Raw genomic sequence first — 10,403 nt, 5'->3', positions numbered from 1 at the left:
GATTGGCCCACGGCCGCGAGCGCCGCCGCGCCGGCGGCCAACAGCGCGGCGGCCGCCCCATACGCGAGGGCGCCGCCGCCGGCAATGCCGCCGCCGAGGCGGCCGGCCCGCGCATCCGTGCCGGCCGCCTTGGCCTCGTGACGCTCGCGCAGCTCCGCCAGCTCCAGCTCGCGCCACGCGTCCTCGAAGCCGCGCGCGGCATGGCGGAGCGCTTCGGCCGTCTGCGGCCGCAGCCGGAAGATCGCCGCGAGCGCTTCGCCGCCCGCTTCCGCGGACCAACCGCCGTCGGCTTCATTCGGCGAGAAGCCGGCAGCGTCATTGGATTCGCTCCGCGCCTCGTCCAACTGGGCGGCCGCTTCCTGCTCCCGTTCGGACGTCGCGCGGTGCTCGGCATCTGCCAGGCCGAGCGCCTTCTCCGCGGCCTGCAGCGCCGCCCGGTGGACGCGCACGGCTTCGCGCTCGGCGACGCCCGCCTGGAAGCCGATCAGCTCCGCCTCCGTCCACCACGGCGAGATCCGGCGCAGCAGCCCTCTGGCCGCGTCGCCGTGCTCGGCCGCTTCCGCCTGCAGTTCGGAAGCCGACTGCCGGGCGGCCGCGATCTGCTCGGCGGACAGCAGCAGCGACTCGATGTCCGTCTTCCGCGCCAGCAGCTCCGCATCGAAGACGAGCCGTTCCAGCCGGGCTTCGAGCATCGCGGCTTGCTTCTCCGCCTCGCGGCGCTCTTCGCCGGCGCGGCGCAGCTCGGCCGCCAGCGCTTCCCAGCGGATGCGCGCGTCGGCCGCGAATCGCGGCGTGTCAGCCAGCGTCTCCCGTTCGCGCTGCAGCGCCGAGCGCGTCAACCAGCGCTCCCGGAGCTCCGCGGCGCGCGCGAGCAGCACGCTCCGTTCCCGCAGCGGACCGATTGCCCGTTCCGCCTCGGCAAGCGCGGCCTCCGCCTCCGCGATGCCGGCCGTCGCCGCGTTGAACGCGTCGATCCCGTCCTCCAGCCGGCGCAGCTCGTTCTCCTTCTCCTCCAGCGCCTTCAGCAGTTTATTCATCCGCTGGTTGCTGCCGCGCGGCCTGAACAGCTCGTCCAGCTCGCCCTGCAGCCGCTTCTCCGCGCCCGCGATCGCGCCGCCCCCGCTCCAGCCTGCGTGATACAGCTGCCGGCCGAGCTCGTCGCCCTCCAGCATCCCGATCGCCTGCAGCTCCGTGAGCGTAATGGCGAACAGCTCGCGGAATATCCGCTCAGCGACGCCGCCCAAGTACTGCCGCTCCCATTGCGCCTGCGAGAGCGTGACATCCAGACCGCCTCCGACCGCTTCCTGTTCGCGCACGAGCACTTTGCCCGGCGCGCTGCCGTACCGTTCGGCGACGTACGTCCGGCCCGCGCCGTCGTCGAACGTCAGCCGGCCGCCGTGCCGGCCGCCGTTCACCGGCTCCTGACGTTCCGTCAGACTGCCCCGGTTGGCGAAGCCGTACAGCATGGCGCGCACGAACCCGAGCATCGTGCTTTTGCCGGCCTCGTTCGGCCCGTAAACGACCGTCATCGGCGCGTCCAAGTCGCAGGCCAGGCCGCTCAGCTTTCCGAACCCTTCGACGTGCAGCTCCCGCAGCTTCATCGCGCATTCCCTCCTTGCGCCGGCCGATCCAGCACCTGGGCCTCCGTCTCGCCCGCCAGCAGGCCCGCGGCCAGCTCCCTGGCCCGTACCAGCCAGTCAGGTCCCCGCCGCGCCATCGCTTCGCGGACCGCCCGGCGCAGCTTGGGATGGCCGATCAGCGGCTGAAGCGCCTCCTCCGCCAGGTCCTCGAGCGATTCCTCGCCGCGCTCGATCCGCAAGCTAGCTCTTATCAATTCCCCGGCGAAGCTGTCTTCTTCCGCCAGCGCGGCCGGGTCGGCAGCGGCGCCGGCCGCCGATTCCAGCGCCGCGACCCAGCACCAGGCCGACTCCCCTGCCTCGGCGGCGCGGGTCCCGTAATCGCTTTCGGACAGGCGGTCCCGAAGGCCAGCGAGCAGCTCGGCGAGCCGCTCCGCGTCCTCCAGCTGGCCGTGAAGCGGACCTCTGCCGGTCAGCTTCAGGCGCGCCATGAGCGAACGCCCTTCGCTCGCGGCGGCGGCTTCGAGCACGCTCCGCTCCATGGCGTCCAGCAGCGCCTGCTCCGATGCCAAGCCGTTGATCGGCGTATCCAGATTCGCCCAGCGGACCGTGTCGAGCGCCAGGAACCGCAGCGTCGTCTCGTGGTTCGCCGCTACATCGACGACGTAGCAGCCCTTCGCGCCCGTCTCTCTGGCATGCCTGCCCTGCGCGTTGCCCGGATAGACGACGTGCGGATAGGCATGCAGTACCGCCCGCTGGTGGATATGCCCGAGCGCCCAATAATGAAAGCCCGCCCCGGTCAGCTCGTCCAGCCGGCACGGCGCGTACGGATCGTGATCCGCATCGCCGTCAACGTTGCCGTGCAGCAGCGCGATCTCGTAGGTGCCGTCCCGCCGCGCTTCGTAACCCGCCGCCAAATTCACCGTCACCGAACGCGACGCGTACGAGACGCCCGTGACGTAAGCCGCCAGCTCGCCGCGCTTAGTATAGGCCGGAAACCGTTCGGCGCGCTCCGCCCCGAAGAACCGGACGGATGCCGGCCAGCGCAGCTTCGCCTGGCGGCCCGACAGCGGGTCGTGGTTGCCATGAATAATAAAGAGCTGCACGCCGTGGGCATGCAGCCGTTGCCATTCCTTCTGCAGCGCGAGCTGCGCGTGCAGCGAGCGGTCCGCGGCGTCGTACAGGTCGCCCGCGATCACGACGAAGTCGGCCGCCTCTTCGATCGCCGCGTCCGCGAGCCTTCGCGCCGCCCGGAACGTCGATTCCCGGAGCGCCTCGCGCACCGCGGGCGGCGCGTCCGTCAAGCCGCGGAACGGGCTGTCGACGTGCAGGTCGGCCGCGTGGATGAAGCGAAACGGCGCGCCCATGCTACTCTCCCCGCTCCGCCGCGTCCGCGGCCGGATTCAGCTCCGAGTAAACCTGCTTCAACTGCGCGATGACGCGCTGCAGCGAATACACCTTCTTCGCCTTGCTCCAAGCCGCGCGGGCCATATTGTAACGGTAGTCCTGATCCGACACGACCTTCTCGAGCGCGTTGCAGAGTGCCGCCGGATTGTCGGGCTCGACGAGCAGGCCGTTCACGCCGTCGTCGATCTGCTCGGAGATGCCGCCGACGTTCGTGCCAATGAGCGCGAGCCAGCACAGCGCCGCCTCGGCGAATACGGATCCGAACGCTTCCGCCCGCGACGGGAGCACGAACACGTCGAAGAACGGCATGAATTCCTCCGGGTGCAGCATGTACCCGTAGAATATGATGTCGTCGTACAAGTTCAGGCTCTGCGCCAGCCGCTCGAGCTCCTCGCGGCTCGGTCCGTCGCCGATGATGTGCAGGACGAAGGGATGCCCCTTGGCCTTCAGCAGCGCACATGCCCGAAGCAGAACGTCCAAGCCTTTCGCGGGCACCAGCCGGCACACGGTGATGAGCTGCACGACGGCGTTTTCGTGGGAAATCGGCTTGAAGCGCTTCTCGTCGAAGCCGTTCGGAATGACTTGGATCCGGTCCGCGTCGTTCATGTACGGGCGGAGATATTCCCGGAACGAAGCCGACGGCGTCAGGATCCGGTCGGCCTTCGCTTCCAGCTCCCGGTAGATCGAGGTCAGGAACCGATGCTCCGTCCCGCCTTCGATAATCCTGCCGTTCAGGATAAGCTCGCGCTCGAAACTGGAATGGATCGTCATGACAAGCGGCGTATCCGGAAACAGCTGCTTCATGACGAGCGCGGAAATCGGGTGGTGCGCATGGATGATGTCGTAGCTTTTCTTGATCCGCAGCTTCGTCCACCAGACGTAGTCGCGGTAGGTTTGCACGTATTTATCGACGATGGCGTTGCCCTCGTAATTCGTCAGTTCGATCGTCTCGAAGGCTACGGGCTCCTGACCCTTGCCCCGTACCCGCTTCGGCAGCGAGAACAATTCCATCGGCCAGCCGAGTTTGCTGAACCGTTCTTGAATGTATGGAACCATGGAGGACACGCCGCCCGGCTGTTCCGGGGGGAAAAACAGTGCCTGCAAAATGTTCATGTCAAGCCCTCCCAATCCGAGCCTGTTGCTTCTCGGCTCGTAAAAAACATGATATACTAGAACATATGTTTCTGTAAAGCTCACGGACAGCGGCCTTCCAGCCGATATCAACCCTATACATACTCTCATCCTAGGTGGTCAAAACATGACGTTCATTCATTGGCTTGCCGGCTTATCCGGCCAGATTTTCGCTTCCGCCTGCGCGATGACCATCCTTATGCTGATGCTCTTCATGGCGGTGAAGCTGTACAAGAGCTACCGGAGAAACCGAACCTACCTCCTGCTCGTCGTCATCCTCGCGGTCGCGCTGCTCCAGAACGCCGCCGCGCTCGGCATCGCCTGCTCCGCCTGGACGGTCGCGCCGTACTGGCAGCTCGCGCGGACGTTTTTGGATTTGCTTACGTTTATTATTATAAACTTTGTGTTCATGAAATTATATACCGGCCCGGCGGCCAGATTGCGGGGGTTTCCGTTCCTGCTCATGTTCGTCGGCCTCGCGCTCGTCACCGCGGCCCAGGTCGCGTTCACGCCTTCGATCGCGGATCCCGCGGCGGGCGCGGACGGCGCACAGGCACTGGCGGTAGATTTCTACGGTCTGGCGCTGACTCTCGTCGTGCTGCTGAACGTGCGCGGCATCGACCATCGCTTCAGTTATTCGGCCAGCTTGATCGTCTACTTCATGAGCCAGATCGCCGGGCTGGCGGACAACTACGTGTTCCACGGGGACGTGCCGATGCTCGTCATCCTGATCAGGCTGCTGCCGGTCGTCTATTATACGCTCTTGTTCCTGCTCTTGTTCGAATGGGTGCTGGAGCGGCTGCTATTGACGTTCCAGTCGTCCATCACGGACGGCCTGACCAGCCTGTACAACCGCCGCCATTTCACGAAGAAGGCGGAACAGCTGCTCCGGGCGAACAAGCGGGTCGCGATCATCTTTTGCGATATCGACAACTTCAAGAAGCTGAACGACGCGCAAGGCCATCATAAGGCGGACGGCGTCCTGAAGCAGGTCGCGGACATTTTGCGGGAAGAAACCGCGGGCATCGGCATGGCCGGGCGCTATGGCGGCGAGGAGCTGCTCGGGCTCGTGGCCGCCCCCGGGGTGAAGCCGGAAGCGGTCGCCGAGACGATCCGGAGCCGGGTGGAGAAGGAGACGATGGTGACGGTCAGCGTCGGCGTCAGCCTGACCCGCGACGGCTCCTCCATCGCCGAGGCCGTCCGGCAGGCCGACGAGGCCATGTACCAAGCCAAGACGACGGGCAAGAACAAAGTGACGCTGCACGCCTCCGTACGTGCGTCCAGATCGCGCCAGGCGGATCCGGCGACGAAGCAGAACGCGCAAGCCTGAATGCCGCGTACAGTCCCCCTTACTTCCCGATTGAAGTCATGCAAAAAAGACAGCTCCGTGCGGGCGATGCCCGCGGCGCTGCCTTTTTCGTCTCTGCTGGCCCGATTAACGCTGCTTGTACGGAATCGGGTCGGTCGTGCCGGCCTCGGCGAAGCCCTTCAGCCGCAACCGGCAGCTGTCGCATTCGCCGCACGCTTCCTTCTCCCCATTATAGCAGGACGTCGTCAGGTGGTACGGCACGTCCATGCGCAGCCCTTCCGCTACGATCCCCGCCTTCGTCAGATGGATGAGCGGCGTCTCGATGGAGATCGGCTTTCCCTCCACGCCGACCTTCGTCGCGAGGGCGATCACGTCCTGCACCTTCGCGATGAATTCAGGCCGGCAGTCCGGGTAGCCGCTGTAATCGAGCGCGTTCACGCCGATGTAGATCGCCTCCGCGCCGACCGTCTCCGCGTACGACGTCGCGATCGACAGGAACAGCAGATTGCGTCCCGGCACGTACGTGACCGGAATTTCGCCCGGCTCGTCCGGCACGGGCTCCGCGCCCGTCTTCGGCACATCGATGCTGTCATCGGTCAAAGCGCTGCCGCCGAACTCCCGCAGGAATCCGAGCTGCACGACCTTATACCGGTCGAGCGTGCCGTAATGCTCCGCCACGGCGCGGGCATTCTCGAGCTCGATGATATGGCGCTGCCCGTAGTTGAAGGAAATCGGATAAAGCTCGTAGCCCGCTTCTTTGGCATAGCCCATGCACGTCGTGCTGTCGAGCCCTCCGCTTAAAATGATGACTGCTTTTTTCGTCAACTCAAACACCTCTCTTGGCCGGATCCCAAATGATTTTGTGCAGCTGCATGTTCAGCTTAACGCCGGTCAACCCCGCGGCAAGCATCTTCTCAACCAGCCTAGCCGGCGGCATGCTCTCCCAGACCGGGCTGAACAGCGCCAGTGCCTCGGTCGGGTACTCGGCCAGCACATGCACCGCGAAGTCGAAGTCCGCGTCGCTCGCGATGACGAATTTAACTTCGTCTTGCGGGCGAAGCAATGCGAAATTGCCGTGCAGCATCGCCGCGTTCTCGCCGGAATCCGGCAGCTTGTAGTCCATAATGTACCGCGCCTTCGGCGAACGGACGTCGCGCAGAAACGGCGCCAGATCGATCGCGCCGTTCGTCTCGACGTGGACGTCCTTGATGCGTTCGATCGCGCACAGCGCTTCGAGCAGCGCCGCGGACCGGCTGCCGTACAGCAGCGGCTCGCCGCCCGTCATGCAGATATGCTCCGCTTTGTATTCGCGTTCCGCCTTTGCGGCAATCTCTTCGACCGTCATCGTAAATTCCGCTTCCGCCGGCGGATAGCTGTATGTGGTATCGCACCAGACGCAGCGGAGGTTGCAGCCGAACAGACGAACAAAAACGGTCGGGAACCCGGCACGCGTGCCTTCGCCTTCGACCGTTTCGAAAATTTCCACCATCGGCAGCCGAATGGCTCTCGGCTCCTTCTCGACCGGTTCAGTCTGCATGATCGTCCGCCTCCATGAAGGCCCTCGTGACCGCCGCGTAGCTCGACGGCGTCTCCCAGAGCCGGATTTCCTCGATGCGGACGTTCGGATAGTGGCCTTCCTCGACCAGCGCCGCATGGATTTGCTCGTACATCCAGACGACCATGTTCTCCGCCGTCGTGTTCATCGGCGGGAGCGCCTCGTTCAGGTAGCGGTGATCGATCACGTCGATCACCCGCTCTTTGGCGATCCGTTTCATATCGGCGAAATCGATCGTCAGTCCGCGCTTGTCGGTCGTTCCGGATAGGATCGTTTGAAGCTTATACGTATGGCCGTGGAGGCTCTTGCACTTGCCTTCGTACAGATGCAGATGATGCGCGCTGTCGAAAGTAAACTCTTTGGAAACGAGCACCCTTCGGTTATGATACCGAAGCTGCCGCTCCTCAATATCGGTACCGAGCTGCTGGATGCGCTTCGGAATCTCGTATGTCACGTTTACACCTTCCTCGTAGTACGACTGCAAGTTTCGATTATAGCACAAGGAGGCGTTCTAATCTAGCCTGGCGGCCGCCGCTCACACCTCTAGCCGGCCGTTCAGCACCGTGACGGCCCGGCCCGTCAAGCGTACGCGCTCCTCGCGAACGGATACGCGAAGCTCCCCTCCCCGCGCCGACGCTTGGTAGGCGCGAAGCTCGTCCTTCCGCAGCCGGCGCTGCCAATATGGCGCGAGGGCGCAATGGGCGGAGCCGGTCACGGGATCTTCGTCGATGCCGGCGGCCGGGTAGAAGGCGCGCGAGACGAAGTCGTATCGCGGCTCAGCGTCGTCCGAACCGCGGCTCGTCACGATGACGCCGCGAGCGTTCACCCGCGCGAGCAGGGCGAAATCCGGCCGCAGCTCGCGGACCGTCTCTTCGCTGTCCACCTCGACCAAGAAATCCATGCGGTTGCGGCCGGTGTAGCGCGGAATGAGACCCAAGCCTTGAATCAGCTCCTCCGGCGCCGTCGCGGGCAGGGCAGGCTCCGCCGGGAAATCGAGCGTGATGCCGTCAGCGGATCGGTCCGCCGTCAACATGCCGCTCAGCGTATGAAACCGCGCTTGCCGGTCCGGCGCCAGCAGGCCGTTAGTCCATAGGTAATGCGCGCTCGCCAGCGTTGCGTGTCCGCACAGCTCCACTTCCTGAACCGGCGTAAACCACCGCAGTCCGTAACCGTCCGCCCCGTCGCGCAGCAGAAACGCCGTCTCCGGCAAATTCATTTCCGCGGCGACCCGCTGCATCCATTCGGCGTCCCGCTTCTCCTCCAGCAGGCATACCGCCGCCGGATTGCCGCGAAACGGCTCGGATGCGAACGCATCGATGACCGCGATCGATATCGTCATGATTCATTTCCTCCTCGCAGAAATAAGGATTGCACGCAAATCGCATGCGTCGCAAGCCCGGCCATTCATCGCGCTCCGCCGGCGATTGCACCAAAAACACCCTGCCGCTCGGCTCGGTGGCCGACGGCAGGGCGTTCTCGTCCTGGCGTTATGGTTCGTCAATCGGAATCAGCAGCTCGACCTGCTCCTCTTCCAAATGCTCGTCAATGTAAAAGATTTCGAGGGAAACGGCATTCTCCCGCTTCGCCAGCTTCTGTTCGTTCATCCAGCCCGTCAGCTGCTCGTAGCCTTCGCCGATCCGTTTGTTCGTGCAGACGGACATGGCGTACGTCCGCTGCGGTATCGTGAATTGCACCATGCCCTTAGGCACTTGCTCCAAGTGGGGTACCTCGAAGCATGCCCAGTACGTCGCGAACACCTCGTTGCCGAAATACGGACTGTACAGGACGGTCGTCTTCACGTCGCCTTCGATTTCGTGCTTTCTGGAGAGAAACTCACTCTGCAGATGAATCGCTTCGTCCGGAAACGTCGAGTATGGACCGCAATAACTGATGCCGACCATATTCATCGCCGGCTTGGTAATCGTGGAGCAATTATTCATCGCGAATGACCCCCCGCACACAATTTCGCCGCTAAAAGGTTGACCCGATACCAGTGTACCATGTCTTTCCATCCGTTGGAATGGATTTGTTGCGAAGCGGCCGGATTTCTGGGAGGGGAGCGCGACAAGCCGCGGCACCCTTCGCGGGCGGCGCGGCTTGCGGATCGAAAGCGGATTATCGTCTGATCGAGCCGTGAGGGTCGATGACGAATTTCTTCGAAGCACCTTGGTCGAACGCCCCATAGGCTGCCGGAGCTTCTTCCAGCGAGATGAGCGTGGCGTTGACCGCCTTGGCGATTTGTGCCCGGCCGCTCAGAATCGCGCTCATCAGCTCGCGGTTATACTGCATGACCGGCGTCTGGCCCGTCACGAACGTATGGGACTTCGCCCAGCCGAGGCCGAAGCGGATCTTCAGCGTGCCGATCTTCGCCTCTTCGTCGACAGCGCCGGGGTCGCCCGTCACGTACAGGCCCGGAATGCCGAGCCGGCCGCCGGCGCGCGTCACTTCCATGATCGAGTTCAGCACCGTCGCCGGCGCTTCGCCGTGGCCTTTGCCGTGGCCGTGCGCCTCGAAGCCGACGCAGTCCACGGCGCAATCCACTTCCGGCACGCCGAGAATCTGTTCGATCTGCTCGCCCAGGTTCGGATGCTCTCGCAGATTGACGGTCTCGCAGCCGAAGCTTCTCGCTTGCGCCAGCCGCTCGGCATTCAAGTCGCCGACGATGACAACCGAAGCGCCCAGCAGCTGCGCGGAATGCGCGGCGGCCAGACCGACCGGGCCCGCGCCCGCGATATAGACCGTCGAGCCGGGTTTCACGCCCGCGCTGACCGCGCCGTGATAACCGGTCGGGAAGATGTCCGACAGCATCGTCAGATCGAGGATTTTTTCCATCGCCCGGTCTTTATCCGGGAACTTCAGCAGCTGGAAGTCCGCGTATGGAACCATCACATACTCGGATTGGCCGCCGACCCAACCGCCCATGTCCACGTAGCCGTACGCGGAGCCCGGACGGTCCGGATTGACGTTCAGGCAGACGTTCGTGTTGCGTTCCTTGCAGTTCCGGCACCGGCCGCAAGCGATATTGAACGGCACGGAGACGAGGTCGCCCTTCTTGATGAATTCCACGTCGCGGCCGACTTCGATGACCTCGCCCGTGATTTCATGCCCGAGCACCAGCCCGCTCGGCGCGGTCGTGCGGCCGCGGACCATGTGCTGGTCGCTGCCGCAAATATTCGTCGTAATGACTTTCAAAATAACGCCATGCTCGCATTTCCTGCCGACGTTGAGCGGATTCACGCCTGGACCGTCGCGCAAAATCAGCTCCGGGTACGAAATGTCGCGCACCTCGACCTTGCCGGTTTCCACGTAGACTACCGCACGATTTCCTGCCATTGGATCAGCCACTCCCTTAATCATGGATTAAATGAAGACGAGCAATCACCTCTTCATTGTAATCGCTTGCAGAACGAAATGCTATCCATGA

General features: G+C 63.9%; 10 protein-coding genes. 1 reads left to right on the top strand and 9 read right to left on the bottom strand.

Translation table 11 applies throughout. The features are described 5' to 3' along the window. The 3 genes from ACFPB1_RS07360 to ACFPB1_RS07350 form a co-directional block, all read right to left on the bottom strand. A partial coding sequence (locus tag ACFPB1_RS07360; protein ID WP_379223530.1) for an AAA family ATPase occupies positions 1–1,601 on the bottom strand: 1,601 nt, incomplete at its 3' end. After that, positions 1,598–2,944, bottom strand: a complete 1,347-nt coding sequence (locus ACFPB1_RS07355; RefSeq protein ID WP_379223528.1) for a metallophosphoesterase family protein — start codon at positions 2,942–2,944, stop codon at positions 1,598–1,600. The genes ACFPB1_RS07355 and ACFPB1_RS07360, both read right to left, overlap by 4 nt. 1 nt (position 2,945) lies before the next feature. Continuing rightward, entirely contained in the window at positions 2,946–4,097 is a 1,152-nt protein-coding gene (locus ACFPB1_RS07350; RefSeq protein WP_379223526.1) for a glycosyltransferase family 4 protein, read from the bottom strand. Positions 4,098–4,242: 145 nt separating this feature from the next. On the opposite strand from ACFPB1_RS07350, the gene ACFPB1_RS07345 reads away from it, so the two are divergent. After that, positions 4,243–5,445 carry a sensor domain-containing diguanylate cyclase gene (locus ACFPB1_RS07345; protein WP_379223524.1) on the top strand — a complete coding sequence of 401 codons (1,203 nt, stop codon included), beginning with the start codon at positions 4,243–4,245 and terminating at the stop codon, positions 5,443–5,445. Between the two features lie 105 nt (positions 5,446–5,550). On the opposite strand, the gene queC is transcribed toward ACFPB1_RS07345, so the two are convergent. The 6 genes from queC to fdhA form a co-directional block, all read right to left on the bottom strand. Then, entirely contained in the window at positions 5,551–6,249 is a 699-nt protein-coding gene (gene queC / locus ACFPB1_RS07340; RefSeq protein WP_379223521.1) for a 7-cyano-7-deazaguanine synthase QueC, read from the bottom strand. 1 nt (position 6,250) lies between these two features. Next, entirely contained in the window at positions 6,251–6,961 is a 711-nt protein-coding gene (locus ACFPB1_RS07335; protein ID WP_379223519.1) for a 7-carboxy-7-deazaguanine synthase QueE, read from the bottom strand. Next, on the bottom strand, positions 6,951–7,433 hold the full coding sequence (gene queD, locus ACFPB1_RS07330; RefSeq protein ID WP_379223517.1) for a 6-carboxytetrahydropterin synthase QueD: 483 nt from the start codon (positions 7,431–7,433) through the stop codon (positions 6,951–6,953). The genes ACFPB1_RS07335 and queD overlap by 11 nt, the downstream gene beginning before the upstream one ends. Positions 7,434–7,514: 81 nt before the next feature. Further along, positions 7,515–8,318: a PhzF family phenazine biosynthesis protein gene (locus ACFPB1_RS07325; protein ID WP_379223515.1), complete on the bottom strand. Its 804-nt coding sequence runs from the start codon at positions 8,316–8,318 to the stop codon at positions 7,515–7,517. Between the two features lie 148 nt (positions 8,319–8,466). Further along, entirely contained in the window at positions 8,467–8,919 is a 453-nt protein-coding gene (locus tag ACFPB1_RS07320) for a GyrI-like domain-containing protein (RefSeq protein ID WP_379223512.1), read from the bottom strand. Between the two features lie 175 nt (positions 8,920–9,094). Next, positions 9,095–10,312, bottom strand: a complete 1,218-nt coding sequence (gene fdhA / locus ACFPB1_RS07315; protein WP_379223510.1) for a formaldehyde dehydrogenase, glutathione-independent — start codon at positions 10,310–10,312, stop codon at positions 9,095–9,097. Positions 10,313–10,403 lie beyond the last annotated feature (91 nt).

It is taken from the genome of Paenibacillus sp. GCM10023250, from assembly GCF_042653205.1.
Classification (GTDB): domain Bacteria; phylum Bacillota; class Bacilli; order Paenibacillales; family Paenibacillaceae; genus Paenibacillus_Z.
Note: the sequence above shows the minus strand (reverse complement) of the source record. Positions and strands in the feature narration are given on the sequence as shown.

What these genes read in the sequence shown, in the direction of transcription:
- ACFPB1_RS07325 (WP_379223515.1), bottom strand. Translation starts at nt 8,318, where the DNA reads ATGACGATATCGATCGCGGTCATCGATGCGTTCGCATCCGAGCCGTTT.
- ACFPB1_RS07335 (WP_379223519.1), bottom strand. Translation starts at nt 6,961, where the DNA reads ATGCAGACTGAACCGGTCGAGAAGGAGCCGAGAGCCATTCGGCTGCCG.
- ACFPB1_RS07320 (WP_379223512.1), bottom strand. Translation starts at nt 8,919, where the DNA reads ATGAATAATTGCTCCACGATTACCAAGCCGGCGATGAATATGGTCGGC.
- ACFPB1_RS07345 (WP_379223524.1), top strand. Translation starts at nt 4,243, where the DNA reads ATGACGTTCATTCATTGGCTTGCCGGCTTATCCGGCCAGATTTTCGCT.
- ACFPB1_RS07350 (WP_379223526.1), bottom strand. Translation starts at nt 4,097, where the DNA reads ATGAACATTTTGCAGGCACTGTTTTTCCCCCCGGAACAGCCGGGCGGC.
- ACFPB1_RS07355 (WP_379223528.1), bottom strand. Translation starts at nt 2,944, where the DNA reads ATGGGCGCGCCGTTTCGCTTCATCCACGCGGCCGACCTGCACGTCGAC.
- fdhA (WP_379223510.1), bottom strand. Translation starts at nt 10,312, where the DNA reads ATGGCAGGAAATCGTGCGGTAGTCTACGTGGAAACCGGCAAGGTCGAG.